The 22,246-nt window shown below is 64.4% G+C and carries 15 protein-coding genes; 6 read left to right on the top strand and 9 right to left on the bottom strand.

The annotated features are described in order from the left end of the window. Positions 1 to 245: 245 nt before the first annotated feature. The 6 genes from AC1VXC_RS18360 to AC1VXC_RS18335 form a co-directional block, all read right to left on the bottom strand. A complete protein-coding gene (locus AC1VXC_RS18360; protein WP_313170577.1) occupies positions 246 to 2,045 on the bottom strand; it encodes an MFS transporter in 1,800 nt (599 codons plus the stop codon). Positions 2,046 to 2,179: 134 nt separating this feature from the next. After that, the gene (nagA, locus tag AC1VXC_RS18355; RefSeq protein WP_481538982.1) at positions 2,180 to 3,292 is read right to left on the bottom strand and encodes an N-acetylglucosamine-6-phosphate deacetylase; all 1,113 of its coding nucleotides are present in this window, start codon (positions 3,290 to 3,292) and stop codon (positions 2,180 to 2,182) included. Continuing rightward, a complete protein-coding gene (locus AC1VXC_RS18350) occupies positions 3,289 to 4,071 on the bottom strand; it encodes a DeoR family transcriptional regulator (protein WP_282270845.1) in 783 nt (260 codons plus the stop codon). The genes nagA and AC1VXC_RS18350 overlap by 4 nt, the downstream gene beginning before the upstream one ends. Before the next feature lie 26 nt (positions 4,072 to 4,097). Then, entirely contained in the window at positions 4,098 to 5,432 is a 1,335-nt protein-coding gene (locus AC1VXC_RS18345; protein WP_481527153.1) for a D-tagatose-bisphosphate aldolase, class II, non-catalytic subunit, read from the bottom strand. A 2-nt stretch (positions 5,433 to 5,434) separates the two neighbouring features. Next, entirely contained in the window at positions 5,435 to 6,385 is a 951-nt protein-coding gene (locus tag AC1VXC_RS18340) for an ROK family protein (RefSeq protein WP_481538981.1), read from the bottom strand. Beyond that, the gene (locus tag AC1VXC_RS18335) at positions 6,378 to 7,532 is read right to left on the bottom strand and encodes an SIS domain-containing protein (protein ID WP_481538980.1); all 1,155 of its coding nucleotides are present in this window, start codon (positions 7,530 to 7,532) and stop codon (positions 6,378 to 6,380) included. Before AC1VXC_RS18335 ends, AC1VXC_RS18340 begins: the two co-directional genes overlap by 8 nt. A 316-nt stretch (positions 7,533 to 7,848) precedes the next feature. Between AC1VXC_RS18335 and AC1VXC_RS18330 the strand changes: the two genes are divergently transcribed. The 3 genes from AC1VXC_RS18330 to AC1VXC_RS18320 all read left to right on the top strand — a co-directional run bounded on the left by AC1VXC_RS18330 (position 7,849) and on the right by AC1VXC_RS18320 (position 15,784). Then, entirely contained in the window at positions 7,849 to 11,211 is a 3,363-nt protein-coding gene (locus AC1VXC_RS18330; RefSeq protein ID WP_481538979.1) for a TIM-barrel domain-containing protein, read from the top strand. Between the two features lie 125 nt (positions 11,212 to 11,336). Continuing rightward, a complete protein-coding gene (locus AC1VXC_RS18325) occupies positions 11,337 to 14,312 on the top strand; it encodes a TonB-dependent receptor plug domain-containing protein (RefSeq protein ID WP_313494314.1) in 2,976 nt (991 codons plus the stop codon). A gap of 116 nt (positions 14,313 to 14,428) precedes the next feature. After that, positions 14,429 to 15,784, top strand: coding sequence for a Gfo/Idh/MocA family protein (locus tag AC1VXC_RS18320; protein ID WP_313170590.1), 1,356 nt, complete (start codon positions 14,429 to 14,431; stop codon positions 15,782 to 15,784). A gap of 131 nt (positions 15,785 to 15,915) precedes the next feature. On the opposite strand, the gene AC1VXC_RS18315 is transcribed toward AC1VXC_RS18320, so the two are convergent. Then, positions 15,916 to 17,370, bottom strand: coding sequence for an MATE family efflux transporter (locus AC1VXC_RS18315; RefSeq protein ID WP_313170592.1), 1,455 nt, complete (start codon positions 17,368 to 17,370; stop codon positions 15,916 to 15,918). Between the two features lie 106 nt (positions 17,371 to 17,476). Here AC1VXC_RS18315 and AC1VXC_RS18310 point away from each other — a divergent pair, with 106 nt between their 5' ends. After that, positions 17,477 to 17,884, top strand: coding sequence for an RNA-binding S4 domain-containing protein (locus AC1VXC_RS18310; protein ID WP_481538978.1), 408 nt, complete (start codon positions 17,477 to 17,479; stop codon positions 17,882 to 17,884). A gap of 185 nt (positions 17,885 to 18,069) precedes the next feature. On the opposite strand, the gene AC1VXC_RS18305 is transcribed toward AC1VXC_RS18310, so the two are convergent. Together AC1VXC_RS18305 and AC1VXC_RS18300 are read right to left on the bottom strand one after the other, a co-directional pair. Beyond that, entirely contained in the window at positions 18,070 to 18,675 is a 606-nt protein-coding gene (locus AC1VXC_RS18305) for a DUF937 domain-containing protein (protein ID WP_313170596.1), read from the bottom strand. A 157-nt stretch (positions 18,676 to 18,832) separates the two neighbouring features. After that, positions 18,833 to 20,479, bottom strand: a complete 1,647-nt coding sequence (locus AC1VXC_RS18300) for a catalase (protein WP_481527148.1) — start codon at positions 20,477 to 20,479, stop codon at positions 18,833 to 18,835. 204 nt (positions 20,480 to 20,683) lie between these two features. Between AC1VXC_RS18300 and AC1VXC_RS18295 the strand changes: the two genes are divergently transcribed. Together AC1VXC_RS18295 and AC1VXC_RS18290 are read left to right on the top strand one after the other, a co-directional pair. Further along, positions 20,684 to 21,370 (top strand): helix-turn-helix transcriptional regulator, encoded by a 687-nt coding sequence (locus AC1VXC_RS18295; RefSeq protein WP_481527147.1) that lies wholly within the window; start codon positions 20,684 to 20,686, stop codon positions 21,368 to 21,370. Positions 21,371 to 21,444: 74 nt separating this feature from the next. Beyond that, positions 21,445 to 22,068, top strand: a complete 624-nt coding sequence (locus AC1VXC_RS18290; protein ID WP_481538977.1) for a glutathione S-transferase family protein — start codon at positions 21,445 to 21,447, stop codon at positions 22,066 to 22,068. Positions 22,069 to 22,246 lie beyond the last annotated feature (178 nt).

Here is a 22,246-nt window from a genome sequence, read left to right as displayed (position 1 = left end):
GAAGCCTAGAAGCATAGCAGCCCCCTCATCCGCCCTCCGGGCACCTTCTCCCGCACGCGTGAGAAGGAAGTGCTAGGGTGTCTTGGCGGCTGATGGCTGGCCGCTCAGAGCGCAAGCCGGGGAGTGGGTAGAACCTCAGTACACCGCAATGCCTGCCGTCCCTTCTCCCGCTTGCGGGAGAAGGTGCCCGGAGGGCGGATGAGGGCGTTTTTGATCCTTGCTCTGGCTTTCCGCCATATGGCCACTCAGCGGAAATGCGCCTCGATCTGCTCCAGCGTCTTGCCCTTGGTCTCCGGCAGCCAGAACGCGGCAATCAGGAAGAAGGCGAACGTACACGCCGCCCAGAACAGGAACATGCTGGCGTAGCCGTAGTGGCCAACCGTCGGCAGGAACACCGCCGCGATCGTGGTCGATACGAACTGGTTGATCAGCAGCGCGATGCTCATGCCGTTGGAGCGGATGCGGTTCGGCATCAACTCCGACAAGGCCAGCCAAACGCATACACCCGGGCCGACCGCGAAGAACGCCACGAATACCAAGATGCAGGCCGCCACTGCCCAGCCATGCGAAGCCGGCGGCACTGCGCCGATCCAGGCCTGCTCAATACGCAGCGGGGCATCGGCGGCCGCGCTCGGGTCCGGGAATGGATTCAGATGCAGGCTGCGGAAGAAACGCCCGATCACACTGTCAGCACGCACCGTACCGGAGCGCTCGATCAGCAACTGCTGATCACTGGGATTGTCGCTGCGCAGCGAGCGCACATCGCTAAAACCGCCATAGCTCCACGACACCGTCAGCTGCGAGGGTTGCCCGTCGCGATTGCGGGTGCCGGCGAGCTGGTGCCATTGCGCCGCATCCAGCTGCAACTGCAGGCCATCAGCCTGCACCGCGTGCTGCAATACCTGCTGCACATCGGCGCGGCCCTGTTCGGCCTTGAAGAACAGCATCGCTGCAGCCAGCAGGGCAAGACAGATGCCGCCACTGCCGATCATCAACAGGAACTTGCGGCCCTTGCGGTCCACCAGGAATAGCGCCACCAGGGTCATGATCACGTTGAGCAGCTTGATTGCCACGTCGGCGCCATTGGCTGCCGCACCCGGCAAACCAGCTTGATTGAGGATGTTGACGGCGTAGGCAAGGATCGAGTTGATGCCGGTGGCCTGGGTGAAAGCCAATACCAGGCAGGCCAGCACGAACGGCACCATGTAGCGGCGGCTGAAAAGCCGATCGCGCTCCCCTTCGGCTTTCGCGATGACTGGATTCTGGATCTGCGCCAGCGTGGCTTCCACCTGCGACGGCGGCAGGGTTGCCTGCAGGCCGCGACGTGCGGCATCGATGCGGCCGCGGCGCGCCAGCCAGCGCGGTGATTCATTGAGCCAGAACAGGCCGATGCAGAACACCACGCCCGGCAGCAGGCAGGTCCAGAAAATCGTACGCCAGGCCTGGTCCTTCACCGCGAACAGATGCTGTGCCTGCTGCACCAGTGGCAGGTTGCGCACCGACTCGGTCGCCGCATCCACCGAATGCGCCTGGTACAGACCAATCAAGGCGGCCAGCACCAATCCAACCGTCAGCAGCAGCTGGAACATCGCTGCGCCGCGACCGCGTCGTTCCGGTCCCAGCACTTCGGCCAGATACAGTGGCACTACCACGCCGATCAAACCACCGCTGATGCCTTGCAACAGGCGTCCAAGCAGCAGCGGTGTATAGCCGGAGGCCAGCGCCATGATCGGGATGCTGGCGGTGAACAGGAGGCCAGCGAGCATCATCGCGCCACGGCGGCCGATCAGGTCGGCGATCATGCCGGCGAACAGCGATGACAACACGCTGCCCAGCAGCACCGCGGCAACCACGAAGCCCATCTGCTGGCTGCTCAGCTGCCAGGCATGGCTGGCGGTGGCTTCCAGATAGGGCAGGGCGCCGGCAATGATGCCGATGTCGATGCCGTACAGCAGGCCGCCAAGACCGGCGATGAAAAGGAGATAGCGCACGGGCCAACGCGGGGCGGCGTCGCTGGCGGGCACGGCAAAAGTGGTGTCGGTCATCGGCGCGTTCCTGGGGCAAGATTTTGTAGTGCCGAGCCAAGCTCGGCTCGCCGCGCGGATGCGCGGCGTGTTCCGGTGATACGGCTATTGGAACGGAAGGCTGCCGAGCATGGCTCGGCACTACATGGGGCGGGTCAGTTTGGGTCGACCGGGTGGCCGGCTATCCATACCTGCTGCAATTTCAATTGCGGGTCCAGCACCACCATGTCCGCGCGCAGGCCCGGCGCGATGCGGCCGCGGTCTTCCAGGCCCAGGTAATCGGCCTGGATGGTGGAAACACGTTGCGAGGCGTCGGCAAGGTCCAGGCCGACATCGACCAGATTGCGCAGTGCTTGATCCATGGTCAGTGCGCTGCCGGCGAGCGAGCCGGTCGAAAGCCGCACGCAGCCCATGCACTTGTGCACGCGCTGCTCGCCCAACGCGTATTCGCCATCGGGCATGCCGGTGGCGGCGGTCGCATCGGTGACAGCATACAGGCGCGGGATCGCGCGCACGGCCATGCGGATGGCACCGCGGTGCACATGCTGCAGATCGGGAATCAATTCGGCGTATTCGGCATGTGCCAAGGCGGCAGCAGCGATACCGGGCTTGTAGTGATCAACGCCGGTCATGCCGTTGAACAGATGGGTGAAGCCAACCGCACCAGCCTGCAATGCGGCGACCGCATCGTCGTACGTGCCGGCGCTATGGCCGATCTGCACGCGGATGCCCATCGCTGCCAAGGCTGGAATCAAGGCGGTGTGCTGGCCGATCTCCGGTGCAATCGTCAGCACCTTGATCGGGGCCAGTGCATGCAGGTGCTGCACCGACTCCAGCGTTGCTTCCAGCGTGCGTGGCGGCTGTGCGCCCAGCCGCTGCGGACTGATGAAGGGACCTTCCAGATGCACGCCGATGATCTGTGCGGCATCCACATCCGGCGTGGCCATCACCTGGGCGACACCGCGCAGGGCATTTTCGATCTCGCCGTACTCGGCGGTCATCGTGGTGCCGAGCAGGGTGGTGGTGCCGTAGCGGGCATGGGTGTGGGCGATGCGGCGGGCGACATCGCCGCCCTGCATCAGGTCCACACCCGCTGCGCCATGTACGTGCAGGTCGATGAAGCCGGGCAGGATGATCGGCAGATCGCCGCCATTACCTGCGTGGTCTTCCACCTCCAGCGTGCGCAGCTGCTGGTCGAAGTGGACGTGGCCGCGGCGCCAGCCCAAGGGAGTGAGAATGCGGCCGAACAGGCTGCGGATAGCGGTCATAGCGGTGGCTCGGCGGTGATCACTTCGATGCCCTGGCGCTGCAGTCCCTCACGGGTGGCATCGTCGATGCCGGTATCGGTGATGATGGCGTGGATCTGGTCGAGGCGGGCGATGCGGTGCAGGCTGACCCGGCCAAATTTCGAGGCATCGGTCAGCACCACGATGCGCCGTGCGCGCTCGACCATGCGGTGGTTGAGGCGTGCTTCGGCTTCGTCATGGGTGGTCAGGCCGAACTGCAGGTCCAGACCGTCCACGCCGAGGAACAAGGTGTCGAAGCTGTAGGAGGTAAGGCTGGCTTCGGCCTGGCTGCCCTGCAGCGACAGTGATTGCTTGCGCAGCAGGCCACCGGTCAGCAGCACGTTGACGGCCGGTGCGTTGGCCAGTTCCCAGGCGATGTTCAAACCATTGGTCATCACCGTGACATCGCGGTGGTCGCGCAGGTGGCGGGCCAGGGTCATGGTGGTGGAGCCGGAGTCGATGATGATGTTGTCGCCGGGTTGCACCAGCTGCGCGGCGCGCATGCCGATGGATTCCTTCAGCGACAGGTTCAGCGCATCTTTCTCGTGGATGTCCTGTTCCTGCGGCGGCATGCGTACCAGGGTCGCGCCGCCATGGGTGCGCGTGGCCAGGCCCTGCGCCTCGAAGTGGCCCAGGTCGGTGCGGATGGTCACCGCCGACACACCGAACTGGTCAACCAGTTCGGCAACCTGCACCGAGCCCTGGTCGATCAGGCGTTGCAGGATCTGCTGTCGGCGGGGACGGGTATTGCGCATGGTCAACTCTCGTGTGCGTTTGAAAGCGGAGATTAACCGTTCGCAAGGTTTTGGGTGCGCAAACTTTCGCTTTGCTTGCGCGTACCTGCCTGATTGGCGCTGCAGGCGCGCGCGTATTCGCCCAGACACTGGCCGACGCGATGCTGCACCAGGGCCGCAGGCGTGGCGGCCAGCTGGCCCTCGCGCACGGCCACGTACTGGCCCGGCAGGTATTGGCTGAGCAGCACCAGCGGCGGGGTGTGCTGTTCCAGATTGGCAAACAGAGTCTGTACCGCCTGCAGAAGTTCCGGCTCGCCCCAGTAGTAGCGGCAGCGGTCACTGAAGGCGTAGGAGCGCAGCAGACGTAGCGTGGCTTCATCGCCGTGGTAATGCGCCTGCCAGTTCTTCGGCTTGGCCAGCATCACCTGTTCCAGCACCTGTGGCAGCTTCGAGCACTGCGCGGCGGGCAGCAGTTCGGCTTCGATCGCGGCGAGTGCGAACAGCGCTTCGCGGTAGGCAAACGTTGCCGCGGGGCCAACCTTGAGGATGGCGAAGTGATCGCGCACCAGTGCGTGCAGGCCGGATTCGCGCTGGTAGTCGGTGGAGTGCGCTTCGAACACGATGCGCGGCTGCTGTTCAAGGAAATCGGCCAGCTCGCTGGCAGCGGCGGCGTCGTATTCGTGCACGCTGCTGTGGTCGAAGTCCACGCCCGGCTGCACCACCATCGCGATCACGCGCTGCCACGCATCGCGCAGTTCCGGTGTGTCGAAGGCCTGCTGGTGGATGGCCAGGGTCTGCGCGGCCGCGGCCGGCGTGGTCACCGCCAGGCCGCCTGCCAGCGAGGCTTCGCCACCGGGGATCGGCACTTCGGTACCGATCACGTAGACCGGCGGCGGCAGGCCATTGGCCTTGGCGGTGGCTTCGGCAATGACCGCCAGCTCGGCCGAGCGCGCGGCGACGGTGGCATCGGGCAATGGGGTCGGGTCATCTGCGCAGGACATGCTGCAGTCCAGATGGATCTTGTGGAAACCGGCGGCGACATAGGCTTCGATCAATACGCGCGCATTGGCCATCGCTTCGGCGGCTGGCTGCTTCTGCCAGGCGTTGGGACCGAGATGGTCGCCGCCCAGGATCAGCTGCCCGCGCGGGAAGCCTTCTTCATCGGCGAGCGTTTCCACGTAGGCGCGGTACTGCGGCGGGGTCATGCCGGTGTAACCGCCGAACTGGTCGACCTGGTTGGAGGTGGCTTCGATCAGCAGCACAGTGCCGTGCTGCGCGGCCACGTGCATGGCCGCACGCAACACCTGTTCGTTGCTGCAGCAGACGCTGTACAGGCCGACGTTGTGGCCTTGGCGATGAGAGGCAAGCAGGGATTGCAGCGGTGACATGGTCAAGCTCCGGGAATCAGGTAAGCGGGTTGGCAGGCGAGCAGGGCGGCACCACGGGCACCGCCGGCATCGCCGAAGCGCGGTGGCACGATGGGCGGCACTTCCACGCCGTTGAACAGATGTGCGGCGATGGCCGCAGGCAGCTGCTGGTACAGGGGCGCGTATTGCGACAGGCCGCCACCGAGCACGATGACGTGCGGGTCCAGTGCGAGAATCAGCGCGGCGAAACTGTGGCCGAGCAGGTCGCGGTGGATGTCCAGTGCCTGCATGGCGCGGATGTCGCCGGCCTCGGCCTGGGCGATGACCTCGCTGGCGTTGGCCGCAGTGCCGCCAAGATGGCGTTCGATCATGGCCACGCCGCTGCCGGAGACATAGCGCTCCACGCACCCGCGCAGGCCGCAGCCACAATCCAGCAGCGGCAGGCCATGCCGTTGCAGCAGGTTGGCCGGCACGCTCCAGTGGCCCCATTCGCCGGCCAGGCCGTTGAAGCCGCCGACAAGTTTGCCGTGCAGGCAGTAACCGCCGCCGGCACCGGTGCCGAGGATGGCGCCGAACATGCTGGCATAACCGTTAGCCGCGCCGCCGTGTGCTTCGGACAAAGCAAAGCACTGCAGGTCGTTGCCGAAATGCAGCGGCCGCTGCAGGCGCGCCTGCAGGTCGGCGCTGACGCATTGGCCGGTCAGTGCCGGTACGTTGGCACTGAGCTGGCGGCCACTGCGCCGCTCGCGCACGCCGGGCAGGGCGATGCCGATGGCCTGCGCGCGTTGGCCGAGTTGGGCATCGGCATCGGCAACCAGCGTTTCCACCGCCTGCAGGAAGCCGTTGTAGTCGCCCTGCGGGGTGGCGATGCGTTTGCGCCACGCGACCTGCAGGGCGGCATCGCAGGCCACCAGTTCAATCTTGGTACCGCCAATGTCGATGCCGTAACAGGCCGGGGCGCGGGTATCAGCCATGGTGGATGGTGACGCCCTTGACCACGCGGTTGACGGTGCCGTCCGGGAACGGATTGTCCGGGGTCAGGCCGAGTGCGGCCGAGCGCTGCAGTGCGTAGAGCTGCGCGAACGGCAGCCACACCGGCGCCAGCCAGCTGTCGGGCAGGGCGGGCACGGCCAAGGTGTAATCGTCATGGATGCCCAGGTCCGAATGCGGTCCGATCGACAATACCTTGCCCGCAACGCCATCACCGCGCAGTTCTTCCAGCAGATCCTGCTCGTAGCGACGCGACAGCGGTTCGGCGCTGCGCAGCACGACGACCAGGGTTTCATCATTGAGCGTGGACTTGGGACCGTGGCGGAAACCCAACGGGGTATTGGCCAATGCCAGCACGCGGCCGGCCGTGAGCTCCAATACCTTCAGCGCAGCCTCGCGAGCCAGCGCTTCCAGCGGACCACTGGCCAGATAGATAACGCGGTTGTACGGCTGCGCAGCCAGTGCGGCGACTGCTGCATCCCAGTTGGCCAGGCCCTGGCGCGCGAGTGCGGCAACCTGCTGCAGGCGCTGCACACGCTCGGCCCACGGCACGCTGTCGAACACGGACAGCGCGGCCAGCAGCATGCAGCTCAGGCTGCTGGTCATGGCGAAGGCGCGGTCGCAGCTGGCGGCCGGCATCAGCAGCGTGCAGGTGTCGTCGCGGCCGGCGCCACGACGGGCCAGTTCGCCTTCGGCATTGCAGGTGATGTCGAGGAAGCGGGCATCGTCGACGTCGGCGCGGACGCGGTCGACGGCGGCCACGCTTTCCGGGCTGGAGCCGCTGCGGCCGAACGACACCAGCAGGGTCGGGCGATCGCGCTGCAGGTACAGCGCCGGGTGGGTGAGCAGGCTGGTGGTGTGCACGGCGCGCACTTCGGCCGGCCACTGCGCGTTGATGGTGTCGGCCACCATCTCGGCAATGAAACCCGAGCTGCCGGCACCGGTGAAGATCACCCGTTGGCGCGGGTCGGACAGGCGCTGCCCAAGGAAATCCTGCAGGCGCGTGCTGGCCTGTTGCAGATCCAGGGCAAGGGTCTCCCACAGCGCGGGCTGCTGGGCGATTTCGGTAGCGGTATCGGCTCCGCCCAGGCGCTGCCAGGCGGTCAGATCGTGAAGCAGGGTGGCATCCATGTGTGATTCCTGATTGGCCAGCGCACCATCTTTCTTTTCTTTCGAAATGTCAAATACCGAAAGCAAAACGAAAGAAATAATTTGATTAGACTTTATTCTCTTGAGAATCGTCCGAAGCGAAAGGTTTCCCGGGAAACCCTTTCGCAGCAATGAATACGCTCAGCTTGATGATGTGAAAGTTGCTGCTCCGCACCATCTTTCGATTGTAAGAAATCTTACTTATCTTTTGCTTTCATTTTGTTGACATCTTTCGATTTCCTGCCCTAGAGTCGGCGCACTCGGTTTCGAAACGCCCGTTGAACGGGTTGGAGGCAAGGTGGAACACTGCGTTCGTCAATCGCCGCTGTTGCTGGCGCTGCTTTCGGCCTTGTTGTTGCCGGCAGTGACCGCACAGGCCGAGCCCATCGGCAATCTGCGCTCCGTCACCGCCAGCGATGGCCGCGACGGCGTGCGTGCCTGGGACGTACGCAGTGACAATGGCAGCACCCTGCGCATCGAGGTGTTGGCCAACGACATCGTGCATGTGCAGGCTGGCCGCAACGGCAAGCTGACCGGCGCTGGTGACAAGGCCGCGCCCATCGTGTTGCCGCAGCCCGTGCAGCCGGTGCAGGCGCAGTTGGAAGAAGACGCGCAGGAAATCCGCGTGCGTACCCCGGCGCTGGTCCTGCATGTGCAGCGCCAGCCCCTGCAGCTGCGGCTGGAGCGTCTGGACGGTGGCAAGGCGGTGTCGCTATGGCAGGAACAGCAGCCGCTGGACCTGTCCGCCGAGCAGAGCGTGCAGGTACTGTCCTCGCAGGCCGATGAAGCCTTCTACGGCGGCGGCCAGCAGAACGGCCGTTTCCAGTTCAAGGGCCGCGAACTTGAAGTGTCCTATTCTGGTGGCTGGGAGGAGGGCGACCGCCCGAGCCCGGCACCGATGCTGCTCAGCTCACGCGGCTGGGGCATGTTGCGCAATACCTGGAGCGACGGCAGCTACGACCTGCGCCAGCCGGACCAGGCCACGCTGCTGCACCGCGAGGACCGCTTCGACGCCTATTACTTCGTCGGCAATGATCTGCAGCGGCTGCTGGAACGCTACACCCAACTGACCGGCCGGCCGAACATGGTCGCGCGCTGGGCGCTGTCCTACGGCGATGCCGATTGCTACAACGACGGCGACAACATCAAGAAGCCCGGCAGCGTGCCCGAAGGCTGGAGCGATGGCCCCACCGGCACCACCATCGACGTGGTCAACAGCGTCGCTGCCAAGTACCGCGAGAACGACATGCCGGGCGGCTGGATCCTGCCCAATGACGGTTACGGCTGCGGCTACAAACAGCTGCCGGAGACCGTACAGGGCCTGGCCAAGTACGGCTTCAAGACCGGCCTGTGGACCGAGAATGGCGTCGACAAGATCGCATGGGAAGTCGGCAAGGCCGGCACCCGCGTGCAGAAGCTGGACGTGGCCTGGACCGGGCAGGGCTATCAGTTCGCGATGGATGCCAACCGCCAGGCGTTTGACGGCATCCTCAATAATTCCGACTCGCGCCCCTTCCTGTGGACGGTGATGGGCTGGGCCGGCATTCAGCGTTATGCGGTTGCCTGGACCGGTGACCAGAGCAGCAGCTGGGACTACATCCGCTGGCATGTGCCCACTCTGGTGGGTTCCGGCCTGTCGGGCATGGCCTATGCCAGCGGTGACGTCGATGCGATCTTCGGCGGCAGCGCCGAAACCTTCACCCGCGACCTGCAGTGGAAGACCTTCACGCCGGTGCTGATGGGCATGTCCGGCTGGTCGTCGAACGCGCGCAAGCACCCCTGGGCTTTCGACGAGCCCTACCGCTCGATCAACCGCGACTACCTCAAGCTGAAAATGCGTCTGACCCCGTATATGTACGGGCTGGTGCACGATGCTGCGCAGAGCGGTGCGCCGCCGGTGCGCGGGCTGATGTGGGACAACCCGCAGGACCCGCACGCGCAGGACGAAACCTACAAATACCAGTTCCTGCTCGGCCGTGATCTGCTGGTAGCGCCGGTATATCGCAGCCAGGCGGCAAGCCGTGGCTGGCGCCGCGACATCCATCTGCCGGCCGGCGGCTGGTACGACTATTGGGACGGCCGCCATCTGCAGGCCGGTGCCGCAGGCAGGCAGCTGGACCGTCCGGTCGAACTGGCGACGCTGCCGGTATTCGTGCGTGCCGGTGCGATCCTGCCGATGTACCCGGAGATGCTGTTCGACGGCGAGAAGCCGTTGGATGAAGTGACCTTCGATCTGTACCCGCAGGGCGAATCCAGCTACACCTTGTACGAAGACGATGGCAGCACCCGCCGCTACCAGAAGGGCGAGTCGAGCACGCAGCAGATTCGCGTGCAGGCACCGGCGCAGGGCAGTGGCCCGGTGCAGGTCGAGATAGCGCCGGTGCAGGGCGAGTATCAAGGTCAGTTGGCGCAGCGCCGTTACGGCCTGCGCGTGTTGAATCGCAGCGCACCGACTGCCGTGCAACTGGATGGTCGTACGTTGCCCAAGCTTGCTGACGCGGCCGCACTGCAGGCAGCCAGCGAAGGCTGGTACTTCGATGGCAAGGAACGCAAGGGCACGCTGCATGTGCGTACCGCCAGCCAGGACATCCGCACGCCGTTGAAATTGCAGCTGGATTTCCCGGTTGCCGCCGCGCTGGCTGAAGACGTTTTCCCGAATGCGCCGGAGCTCGGCCGCGCGCTGCCGTCCGACAGTCTGCTGGTGGTCAATCGTCCGGCCGAAGAGCCCGGCCATCCGCTGGAAAATGCCTTCGACGATGATCCGGCGACGTGGTTCCGCAGCGTGCGCAACCAGGCCATCCGCACTGGCGCCCATGAGTGGGTGGTGGGCTTTGGCGAGCGCAAGCTGATCGATGGCATCGAGCTGGCACCGCGCAACGACCAGCACTGGAAGCATGGTCAGGTGCGTGATTACGAAATCTACATGGCCGACAGCAATGGTGAGTGGGGCAAGCCGATTGCTACGGGTCACCTGCAGCTGAAGCAGGAACTGCAGCGCATCGACTTCCCTGCCCATGCCGGCCGCCTGTTGCGCTTCCGCGTGCTCAGCGTGCAGAACCCCGACGGTGACGGCGCAAGTGGTGCCGATCCGATGGTGACCGCAGCGCAGGGCAGCACCGCGCGTGCGGTGGATGCACTGCAGCCGCGCGATGTTGGCCCGATTGCACTGTCCACCTTCCATATCCTCGAGCAGCAAACGGCCGAGCGGCCGGCGCGGCAGCAATACCTCTCCCAGCTGCCGCTGCCGGCCGTATTGGCCACCCAGGTGCATGCCGATCGTTCGTTCGCTGCGGCCGTGCCGATGCGCATGAACGGCCTGCAGTTCCGCCGCGGTCTCGGCGTCGGTGCGCAAAGCCGCATCGACATGAACTTGAAGGGGCAGTGGAAAACGCTACGTGCCGACCTGGGCGTCGATGACCAATGCCGTCAAGCCGGTGGTCTGCAGTTCCAGGTCTGGGGCGATGACCGCCTGCTCTATGACAGCGGTTTTGTGAAAGCACCGGGCGTGGTCAAGCCCGAGCTCGACATCCGCGGTCTGTCCAGATTGAGTCTGCGCACCTTGGGTGCGCAGGGTAGCCAACCGTCCCAGGTCTGCGCCAACTGGGCCAATGCCGTACTGATAGGCGAGGAGGGCGATTCCGCCGACATCCTCGCGCCATGACCCACCCGTAACACCGCTCCTCCCACCGGATTACCCCCGGCTACGGTCCAAGAACCGTGGCATGGGATCGCTTTGCCCGCCAACTGCTGTTTTTTTTTGCGTGCCCTTGCCAGGAGAGAACCCCGATGTTGCCAGCCAACCGCAGTGCCAAACGCTGTTTGCAAGCTCCACTATCGTTGGCTGTCGCCAGCGTGTTGTTCGCCATCGCCGCACCTGCCTTCGCGCAGGACAAGGCTGAAAAGGAAAAGGACAAGACCACCGAGTTGTCCCGCATCGAGGTCACCGGTTCCAACATCCGCCGCACCGATGTGGAAACCGCCTCGCCGGTGCAGGTGATCAGCAAGCAGGACATCGAAAACATGGGCGCGCGCACGCTGTTGCAGGTGCTCGACAATCTGCCAGCGGCACGACCGGGCCAGGTTGATTCCAAGTCCTTGTTCACCGGTTCCGACGGCGCTTCACAGGCCAACCTGCGCGGCCTCGGCGCACAGGGCACGCTGGTGCTGTTGAATGGCCGCCGCCTGTCGTACTACGGCGCACCGGCTGGCTTCCAGACCCAGTTCGTCAACATCGATGCCATTCCTGCCGCCGTCATCGAGCGCATGGAAGTGCTGACCGACGGCGCCTCGGCCGTATACGGCACCGACGCGGTGGCCGGCGTCATCAACGTCATCACCAAGAGCAGCTACCAGGGCCTGGAAGTCAGCGGTACCTGGGATACCGCTTCGCGCTTTGATTCCTTCGGTGAAAAGCAGGCCAGTGTCACCGGCGGTTTCGGCGACATGGCCGAGGATGGCTACAACGTCTATGCCAGCGTCAACCTGTATGAGCGCGACGGTATTCCGGACAGCGAGTGGTACCTGAAGCATCCGGGCCAGTTCTACGTCAACAATCCGGACTACATCAAGAACCTGCGGCTGGACACCGGCAGTGCGCCGGGCGTGTTCAACCCCGGCTATTACTACGCCATCGATCCGGTCACCGGCGTGCGCAAGGACGAGGCTGCACCGGGCTGCAACAACGTGCTGCAGGTCAGCAGTGGCACGCGCTGCATCTGGCAGACCTGGATGAACCGGCAGATCAACGGCGGCGCGGATTCCAAGCGCGTCACTGCCTACGTCAATGGTCATTACCAGCTCAATGACAGCACCGAGGCATTCGCCGAAGTCACCTATACCGACATCGACCTGCATGCCAATGGCGGTACGCCGCGTGCTTATGGCACCACCACCGGCAATCCGCAGAGCTGGTTCTCGCGCAACACCGGCAATACGGTCAACCAGTTCCTGACCCCGTGGCTTGGCCCGAACAACGAATACAACCACGCCAGCCCGGAGTTGAAGGCGATGAATGGCGGTGTGGTCGGTTTGGGTTACCTGCTGCAGGACGTCGGCGGTGGCCACTTCGGTCAGCGCAATACCGACGACAGCTACCGTGTGGTGGCAGGTCTGCGTGGTGCTGCCGGCGACTGGAACTGGGAAACCGCGTTCGCCACCGCCGGCTCGCACTCGGTCACCTACCAGACCACCAACGTCAACCTGAAGGGCTTCGAGAAAGCCTTCGGTCCGTACACCATCGATCCGGGTACCGGTCGCGTCATCATTTCCGATCATCCGGCCTACAAGTTCGGTGAGATCAGTGAAGCCAACGCGGCGCTGATCCGCGAAGCCTTCCCGACCTTCGACATCGAGTCGTGGACCCGCCTGCACACCCTGGACGGCAAGATCGAAGGCCCGCTGTTCAACATGCCGGCCGGCGAAGTGCGTGCGGCCTTCGGCTTCAATGCCACCCGCGAAACCTTCTACACGCCGGGCAACCCGGATGCCGCCAACGGCCTGATCACCCAGCAGGGCGGCTCGTGGTTCGACGGCAAGCGCAACACCTACGCGCTGTTCTCCGAAGCCGTGGTGCCGCTCACCGAGAAGCTCGAAATGGACCTGGCACTGCGCCTGGACAAGTACCCGGGCTTCAGCGCCAATGCCGCGCCGAAGATCGGCCTGAAGTACCAGGCCCTGCCGCAGCTGATGCTGCGTGGTACCTATTCGGAAGGCTTCCGTGCACCCAGTCTGGCCGAGGCCGGCAGCGGTGGCGTGTATGCGCAGATCGGTGGTTACCGCGATGAAGTCCGTTGCGCCGAAACCAATGCAATTGCCGGCCTGCTGCGGCAGTCCAACCGCGTCGTGGACAAGGATCTGGGCAACAGCCTGTGGAACAGCGATTGCAGCCGCAACGTGGCGCGCATGACCCAGCCCAACCAGGACCTGAAGCCGGAGAAGGCGAAGATCGCCACGCTGGGCGTCGTGCTGGAGCCGACCGATTGGCTGTCGGTGTCGGCGGATTACTGGTTCGTGTACCGTCGCGATGAAATCGTCGCGCCGGACTACAGCAAGGAAGAAGACATCGATTCGATGACGCGCTTCCCGATCACCGAGTCCGACAAGTCCAACCTCGCTGCACTGGCTGCGATGTGCAGCGACCCTGCCAGCGGCGTGACCTGTCCGGGCACCTTGCCGGGCTACAGCATCGGCAACGTGGCCAGCGTGATCGGCCAGTACAGCAACCGTGGCCGCACCCTGATCGACGGCTTCGACGTCGATCTGCGCAGCCGCTTCGACCTGGGTGAATGGGGCCGCCTGAACATTGGCGTGGCAGCTACCATCGCCAATCGCAACATGTACAACTCCGACAACGGTGACGGCTGGTACTACGGCAACCTGGTTGGCTACTACAACAACCCGAAGGTGCGCGCCACGTTCAATACCAACTGGACCTATGGCAACTGGGACACCGGCTTCTACGTGAACTATGTCGGTGGCACCAAGTGGGCCTATGACCGCATCGACGCGCAGGACAACAATGCCCAGACCTGCACCGGCAGCTTCCTCGACCTGGCCCCCGGCCATTGCGGCGGCGCACCGGCCTGGTGGACCGCAAACTTGAGCGTGAACTGGCGTCCGATCGAGAAGCTGAGCGTCGGCGTGACCGTCAAGAACCTGTTCAACCGCCTGCCGTTCTATGACCCGAACGACTGGATGAACTTCTCCGGCTATGCCAACAACTTTGGTCGCATCTACAGCGTGACCGCCACCTACAAGTTCTGATCCACCGCAACAGCGCTTCCCCCTCATGCATTGCATGAGGGGGAAGACAGTGACACCGTCAGCATGGTCGCGGCACGCCTGCCATGACCGGCACGACCCCTGAAAGAGGAAACACAATGAAGCGTAGGGAATTCATCATGGCCAGCGCGGCCCTTGCCGCCACCAGCCTGCTGCCGAACACGCCGGCTTGGGCACGTGGCCGCAAGGTGCGTCTGGGTGTGATCGGCACCGGCATGCGCGGTCTGGTATTGCTGAAGGAACTGGTACGCCGCGACGACGTCGAAGTGGTTGCCCTGTGCGACATCGAGCCGATCATGCTCGGCCGCGCCATGGACATGGTGGCCAAGGCCGGCAAGCCGGCACCGCAGGCCTATGGCGCCGACCGTGACCAGAATGCCTGGATGCGCCTGCTGGAGCAGCGCGGCCTGGACGGCGTGATCATCGCCACCCCGTGGGAGCTGCATGCACCGATGGCGATCGCGGCGATGCAGGCCAAGGTCGCGGTGGGCTGCGAAGTGGTTGCCGGCATCACCCTGCAGGACCATTGGGATGTGCTCAATACCCAGCTCAGCACCGGCACCCCGTACATGCTGCTGGAGAACGTCTGCTACCGCCGTGACGTGATGGCCGCGCTGCAGATGGTGCGTCAGGGCCTGTTCGGCGAACTGGTGCACCTGCAGGGTGGCTATCAGCACGACCTGCGCGGGGTGAAGTTCAACGACGGCACGCCGGAGCATCCCTACGACAGCGGCGTCGAGTTCGGCGCCAAGGGCTGGTCGGAAGCACGCTGGCGCACCGAGCACTCGGTACAGCGCAATGGCGAGCTGTATCCCAGCCACGGCATCGGCCCCTGCGCGATGTATACCGGCATCAACCGTGGCAACCGTTTCACCCATATCAATGCCTTCGCCAGCAAGGCGCGTGGCCTGCATGAGTACACCGTGGCCAAGAGCGGTGGCACTACGCATCCGAGCACCAAGGTCAAGTTCAAGCTCGGCGATATCGTCACCACCACGCTGGCCTGCGAGAACGGCGAGACCATCCTGCTGCAGCACGACACCTCCTTGCCGCGCCCGTATTCGATGGGCTTCCGTGTGCAGGGCACCAAGGGCCTGTGGATGGACGTCAACCACGGTATCCACATCGAAGGCCGCAGCCCGCCGCACCAGTGGGAAGAGTTCAAGACCTACCAGGACCAGTATGAGCACCCGCTGTGGAAACAGCATGCCGATACCGCCGCCAGCGCCGGCCACGGTGGCATGGACTGGTTCGTGATCCATGCCTTCGTCGAGGCATTGAAGGCCAAGGCGCCGATGCCAATCGATATCTATGACGCGGTGACCTGGAGCGCGATCACCCCATTGTCCGAGCAGTCGATTGCCAACAGCTTCCAGACCCTGGAGTTCCCGGACTTCACCAAGGGCCTGTGGCAGCAGCGCAAGCCGATCTTCGCCTTCGACGGCAGTTATTGATCAGTCGTGTTTCTGCCCCCTCCCTTGCGCCGAAGGCGTAGGGGAGGGTTGGGGAGGGGTTGAGCTTTCAGGCCCTTCCAGCAATGCCAGCTTCGCGGCTTACGCCGCTCCCACAGCTCCCACAGCGCTGTCTAGCGTTCCAATTCCACGTCCGGATCCGCCACCGGCGATGGCGGCGTAGCCGGCACTTCCGCCGGGGTGGCCTGCGCCGGCTTGTCCAGGATGGTTGCCTTGCGCCAATTGCCCCAGCGGTAATAGGCCATGATCATCAGCATCGAGCACAACGCACTGACCGGGAAGCTCCACCAGATCGCATCGGCACCAAAGCGCGGCTGCAGCCACAGCGCGAACGGCACGCGGATGCCCCACATACCGATTGCCAGGATCAACAGCGGCGGCAGCACCGCGCCGGTGGAGCGGACCACGCCGGACAGCACGAAGTTGACCCCGAAGAACAGGAACGACCACACCGCGATGTGGTTCAGGTGGCGACCGATCTCCAGCGCCTCGCTGGCGGCTGGCAGGAACAACGCCAGGGTGCTGCGATCAAACAGGATGATCGGCGCGATCAAGGCACCGGTCAGCAGGAAGTTGAACAGCACACCGGTACGCGCGGTGGCTTCCACCCGTGGCCAAAGGCCGGCGCCCACATTCTGCGCGGCCATCGTCGAGCAGGCTGCACCGATCGCCATGGCCGGCATCTGCACATAGGTCCACAACTGCATGGCTGCGCCATAGGCCGAGGCGGTTTCCACCCCGTAGCCATTGACCATGCTGATCATCATGATCATCGCCAGCGAGATCAGGATCATCTGCAGGCCCATCGGCACGCCCTTGACCACCAGCGCCTTGAGGATGACGGTGTCGATCTTCAGCAGGCCGATGTCCTTGCGTCCCAGCCACAGCATGTGTCGCTTGTTGCGCAGGTAGAGCATCAGGCCGGCCAGTGCCAGGCCCTGCGAGAAGAAGGTGGCCCACGCTGCACCGGCAATGCCGAGTTCCGGGAACGGACCGACGCCGAAGATCAGCAATGGGTTGAAGGCGATATCCATCAGCACCGCCAACAGCAGGAAGCGGAACGGCGTGCGCGCGTCGCCGGCACCGCGCAGGGCGGCGGTAATGAAGGCGAACGCGTACAGCAGCGGCATCGCCAGGAAGATCACCTTCAGGTAGGCATCGGCCATCGGCAGTGATTCGGCGGGTGTACCCATCGCCAGCAGCAGGCGGTGCGACAGGAACCAGCCCAGCACCGCGATCACCGCAGACAGACTGATGAAGAAGGTGGCGCTGGTGCCCATTACCCGCCGCGCCTGCGGTAGGTCCTTGGCACCGATGGACTGGCCGATCAGGATGGTCGCGGCCATGCCGATACCGAACACCGAGCCGATCAGGAAGAACATGATGTTGTTGGCGTTGGCCGTGGCGGTCAGCGCTGCCTCGCCGAGGAACTTGCCCACCCAGATGGCATTGACCGACCCGTTCAGCGACTGTGCGATGTTGCCAGCCAGAATCGGGAGCGCGAACATGAGCAGGCTGGTGCCGATCGGGCCTTCGGTCAGCGAGCGGGTTTGCTTGGTTTTCGACATGGACAACGTTGTCGGGATCGGGGCAGGCACACTAGCATCTTGCAGGTGAGGGTGCCGGCGTCAGGTATCAACGGTAGGTCGCTTACACAGGAGTGATGGCAACGCGATGAGTGGTGAAGTCGTAGCGGTAGCAAGCATTCGTCTTGATGTATGGCTGTGGGCGGCACGTTTCTTCAAGACCCGCAGCCTGGCCAAACAGGCGGTGGAGACCGGCAAGGTGGATGTGGATGGTCAACGCCCCAAGTCGTCCCGCGCCATACGTGTGGGCGATGCGCTGCGGGTGCAGCGTGGCGATGAGATCTTCGAGATCGCGGTACGCGGACTGAGTGACAAACGCGGCTCGGCACAGGTAGCGCAGGCCATGTACGAAGAATCGGCAGCTTCGAAGCAGGCACGTCACGAACTGCACCTCCGCCGCGCCGCTGAACGCACCGGCTACCAGGCCCCGGAGCACAAGCCCGACAAGCGCGCCCGCCGCCTGATCCGCGCTCTGGGCGACCTCGACGCACTCTGACCCAAGCGATTAACCTGTAGTGCCGAGCCATGCTCGGCAGGGGCGTTACCGGTAAAGCCAACCCTGTAGTGCGGAGCCATGCTCGGCATGGGGCTCTACCAGTGAAGCCTCTGCCGAGCATGGCTCGGCACTACAGAAACAAAAACGCCACCTTGCGGTGGCGTTTTCAATCAATCTTCATCAGCTCAACGCTTGCCGCTACCCAGCAAGCCGCTGCCCAGCTTGATCAGGTCGCTGACGCCGAACTGGCCGTCGCCATCCTGGTCCATCACGCTGCCCAGCAGGCCTCCGCCGATACCGCCGGCCTGCGTCACCTGCTGCTTCTCCTGCCCCAGGATCTGCGCCAGCCCACCGGCACTTGCCTGGCCGCCACTGCTCATGCGCTGGGCGATATAAGCCATCACGATCGGGGCGAGGATCTTCAGCAACTGGCTGGAGCTGCTCGGGCTCAGGCCCGTGGCTTGGGCCAGGCCGGTTTCAGCGCGGTCCTGGTTGCCACCGAAAATGTGGCCGAGGATGCCGGCGCCGTTGGCGGCCGGGCTGTTGCCGCCGCCCATCACCGCACCCAGCACGCTGCCGATGTCCAGGCCGCTGTGGTTGTTCTGCAGCGCGCCGAACAGCGCTTCGGCGCCCTGTGGCTTGGCTGCGTTGTTGCCCAGCGCACCCATCAGCAGCGGCAGCGCGGCGCTGATGGCACCCGACGCCTGCTGGCTGTCGATGCCCAGCTGCTGGGAAACCTGCTGCAGCGGTGCGCCTTGCAGCTGGGAGAGAAGGTCGTCGGTCAGGCTCATCGGGAGATCCTTGAATGGGTGGGTTGCCGAGCGGCATGGTAACCCCCGCAAGGGGGCGTAGGTGAAGGGGGCAATGACGTGTTGGTTTGTGGGCAGAAACAGCACCGCCCGCGCAGGGCGGGCGGTGCTGTTTCGTCGTTGGATCAGTGAATCGGGCTTACAGCTCGATGTCCTCGGCGCCCGGGGTGGCGGTCGGGAAATCGCTGCCCGGGTGCGGCGGCGGTGCGAACGGATCGGCCGGGGCGGTTGCCGCTGCGAGCTTCTGCAGCGCAGCGGCGATACCGGCACCATAGGCCGGGTCGGCCTTGTTGCAGTTGTCGATGTGGCGCTGCTTGATGAAGTCCGGGGCATCACCCAGGGCGCGGGCGGTGTTCTCGAACAGGCGCTGCTTCTGCTCGGCGTTGTAGCTGCGGAACAGTGCGCCCGGCTGGCTGAAGTAGTCGTTGTCGTCTTCGCGGAAGTTCCAGAAGTCGGCATCGCCACGGATCTTCAGCGCCGGCTCGCGGTACTGCGGTTGTTCCTGCCACTGGCCATAGCTGTTGGGTTCGTAGTGCGGCAGTCCGCCGTAGTTGCCGTCCACGCGCATGGCGCCATCGCGGTGGTTGCTGAAGACCGGGCAGCGGGCGGCGTTGACCGGGATCTGGTGGTGGTTCACGCCGAGGCGGTAGCGCTGTGCGTCGGTGTAAGCGAACAGACGTGCCTGCAACATCTTGTCCGGCGACGGGCCGATGCCCGGTACCAGGTTGCTCGGTGCGAATGCCGACTGCTCCACGTCCATGTACCAGTTGTCGGGGTTGCGGTTGAGCTCGAACTCACCGACTTCGATCAACGGGTAATCGCTCTTCGGCCAGACCTTGGTCAGGTCGAACGGATGGATGCGGTAGGTCTCTGCCTCCAGCTCCGGCATCACCTGCACGAACAGCTTCCACTTCGGGAACTCGCCGCGCTCGATTGCCTGGAACAGGTCACGGCCGTGGCTTTCGCGGTCCTTGCCGACCAGCACTTCGGCCTGCGCATCGGTCAGCGCCTGCACACCCTGCTGGGTGACGAAGTGGAACTTCACCCAGAAGCGCTCGCCGCCTTCATTGGTGAAGCTGTAGGTGTGCGAACCGAAACCGTTCATGTGGCGGAAGCTGCGCGGGATGCCGCGATCGCTCATCACCACGGTCACCTGCATCAGCGCTTCCGGCAGCAGGGTCCAGAAGTCCCAGTTGTTGCGGGCGCTGCGCAGATTGGTGTGCGGGTCGCGCTTGACCGCCTTGTTGAGGTCGCCGAACTTGCGCGGGTCACGCAGGAAGAACACCGGCGTGTTGTTGCCTACCAGGTCCCAGTTGCCTTCCTCTGTGTAGAACTTCAGCGCGAAGCCACGGATGTCGCGCTCGGCATCGGCCGCGCCACGCTCACCGGCCACGGTGGTGAAGCGGGCGAACATCTCGGTCTGCTTGCCTACGGCCGAGAAGAGCTTGGCGCGGGTGTACTTGCTGATGTCATGGGTGACGGTGAAGGTGCCGAATGCGCCCGAGCCCTTGGCATGCATGCGACGTTCGGGAATGATTTCGCGGTTGAGGTTGGCCAGCTTCTCCAGCAGCCACACGTCTTCCATCAGCAGCGGGCCACGCGGGCCGGCGGTCTTGCTGTTCTGGTTGTCCACCACCGGTGCACCAAAGGCGGTGGTCATGGGTGTTACCGGCGCGTCGCCATGCTTCTGTGCAGGCGTGGTGCTGGTATCGCGCTGCGACTGCGCGGCCTGCTCGGGGGAGGGGGCCGTGTGGTACGGACAGGTGGGCTTGGTGTCATTGCTCATGGCTGGCTCCTGCTGGCGTTGGGGTTTTGCTTTCACCGACTGTAACCATGGAAGCGTTAAATGAGTAATCAAATGAAACGTTCGCTTTGATAGGGCTTATCTATTGCTCAGCTTGCCGACATAAATGCGCTCTGTTGAAGCCCCGGGAGCAATCCACCGGCTGCCAGCCGTTATGCTGGCCAGCTGACTGTCCCGGATCCACCCATGAGCCAACGCGCCGCCCGATTGCTGCACCTGCTGGATGAATTGCGGCGGCGCCGCACGCCGGTGCGCGGCGCCGAGCTGGCGCAGCGGCTGGAGGTGAGCCTGCGCACCGTGTATCGCGATATCGATGCGTTGCGCGGGCAGGGCGCCGATATCGCGGGTGATCCTGGTGTCGGCTATCAGCTAAGGCCGGGCTTCCTGTTGCCGCCGATGATGTTTTCCGCCGAAGAACTTGAAGCGGTGTTGTTGGGCGCGCGTTGGGTGGCGTCGCACGGCGACCCTGAACTGGCGGCTGCCGCCGACACGGCCTTGCAGCGTGTCATTGGCGTGTTGCCGGAGACGCTGCGGCTGCAGGTGGAAACCAGCGGTCTGTTCGCGCCGCACTGGCACGCGGTGCCACCGGAGCCGTGGCTGCCGGCTCTGCGCCGTGCCATCCGCGACGGCAACGCCGTGCGCATCCAGTATCGCGATGTCGAGGGCAGGGTCAGTGAGCGCATGATCTGGCCGTTCGCGATGGCCTTCATGGCCGATGTACGGATGCTGGCGGCGTGGTGCGAGATGCGCGGTGATTTCCGTCACTTCCGCGCTGATCGATTGTTGGCATTGGAGGACACAGCGCAACGCTATCCGGCGCAGCGCCATCAGTTGCTGAAGCGCTGGCGTGCGCAATGCATGATGGACAACTGATGCATCACTGCTGACAGCGGTTGTCAGCAGCCCCTGCGCACACTGACGGTTCCCAACAAACGCAGGTGCCTGACATGACCGACACGCTCGCCTTCTACACCCATCCGCATTCGCGCGGCCGCATCACCCGCTGGATGTTGGAGGAGACCGGCCTGCGTTACGATGCTGTCATGCTCGAATACGGCACCAGCATGAAGTCCGCGCAGTACCTGGCGATCAATCCGATGGGCAAGGTACCGGCCTTGCTGCAGGGCAAGACGGTGATCACCGAGAATGCCGCGATCTGCCTGCACCTGGCCGATCTGGCGCCGGCCAAGGCGTTGTTGCCGCCAGTTGGAACTGCCGAGCGCGGCGAGTGCTACCGCTGGGTGCTGTTTGCGGCCGGGCCACTGGAGGCCTTCGTTACCGATCTACGTCATGGCACGTTGGCGCCGCCGATGGAGGCAGGCTACGGCAGCGCTGAGGATTTGATTCGCACACTGGAAACGGCAGTAGCCGGCAAGCGCTATCTGGTGGGTGACAGCTTCACCGTCGCCGATCTGTACATGGCCTCGTTCCTGAGCTACTTCGTCAGCATGGGCCAGCTTGAGGCCAAGCCGGTGTTCACGGATTACTACACCGTCCATCTGCAGCGGCCGGCGTCGGTGCGTGCGGGACAGCTGGACGATGCGCTGGTGGCGCATGTGGGAGCGGCGTAAGCCGCGAGGCAGGGATTGCTCGAAAGGCGGAAAGAACCAACCCCTCCCCAACTCTCCCCTTGGCCTTCGGCCAAAGGGAGGGAGTGGCAGTTGTAGTGCCGAGCCATGCTCGGCATGAAGCCTCACCTGTAGTGCCGAGCCATGCTCGGCAAGGGACTTTCCCGGCACCGCTCAATGC

The organism is Stenotrophomonas sp. STEN033 (assembly GCF_056856655.1).
Note: the sequence above shows the minus strand (reverse complement) of the source record. Positions and strands in the feature narration are given on the sequence as shown.

Coding starts and splice junctions, on each gene's coding strand:
- AC1VXC_RS18360 (WP_313170577.1), bottom strand. CDS start 2,045: ATGACCGACACCACTTTTGCCGTGCCCGCCAGCGACGCCGCCCCGCGT.
- nagA (WP_481538982.1), bottom strand. CDS start 3,292: ATGACCGCTATCCGCAGCCTGTTCGGCCGCATTCTCACTCCCTTGGGC.
- AC1VXC_RS18345 (WP_481527153.1), bottom strand. CDS start 5,432: ATGTCACCGCTGCAATCCCTGCTTGCCTCTCATCGCCAAGGCCACAAC.
- AC1VXC_RS18340 (WP_481538981.1), bottom strand. CDS start 6,385: ATGGCTGATACCCGCGCCCCGGCCTGTTACGGCATCGACATTGGCGGT.
- AC1VXC_RS18335 (WP_481538980.1), bottom strand. CDS start 7,532: ATGGATGCCACCCTGCTTCACGATCTGACCGCCTGGCAGCGCCTGGGC.
- AC1VXC_RS18325 (WP_313494314.1), top strand. CDS start 11,337: ATGTTGCCAGCCAACCGCAGTGCCAAACGCTGTTTGCAAGCTCCACTA.
- AC1VXC_RS18320 (WP_313170590.1), top strand. CDS start 14,429: ATGAAGCGTAGGGAATTCATCATGGCCAGCGCGGCCCTTGCCGCCACC.
- AC1VXC_RS18315 (WP_313170592.1), bottom strand. CDS start 17,370: ATGTCGAAAACCAAGCAAACCCGCTCGCTGACCGAAGGCCCGATCGGC.
- AC1VXC_RS18310 (WP_481538978.1), top strand. CDS start 17,477: ATGAGTGGTGAAGTCGTAGCGGTAGCAAGCATTCGTCTTGATGTATGG.
- AC1VXC_RS18305 (WP_313170596.1), bottom strand. CDS start 18,675: ATGAGCCTGACCGACGACCTTCTCTCCCAGCTGCAAGGCGCACCGCTG.
- AC1VXC_RS18300 (WP_481527148.1), bottom strand. CDS start 20,479: ATGAGCAATGACACCAAGCCCACCTGTCCGTACCACACGGCCCCCTCC.
- AC1VXC_RS18295 (WP_481527147.1), top strand. CDS start 20,684: ATGAGCCAACGCGCCGCCCGATTGCTGCACCTGCTGGATGAATTGCGG.
- AC1VXC_RS18290 (WP_481538977.1), top strand. CDS start 21,445: ATGACCGACACGCTCGCCTTCTACACCCATCCGCATTCGCGCGGCCGC.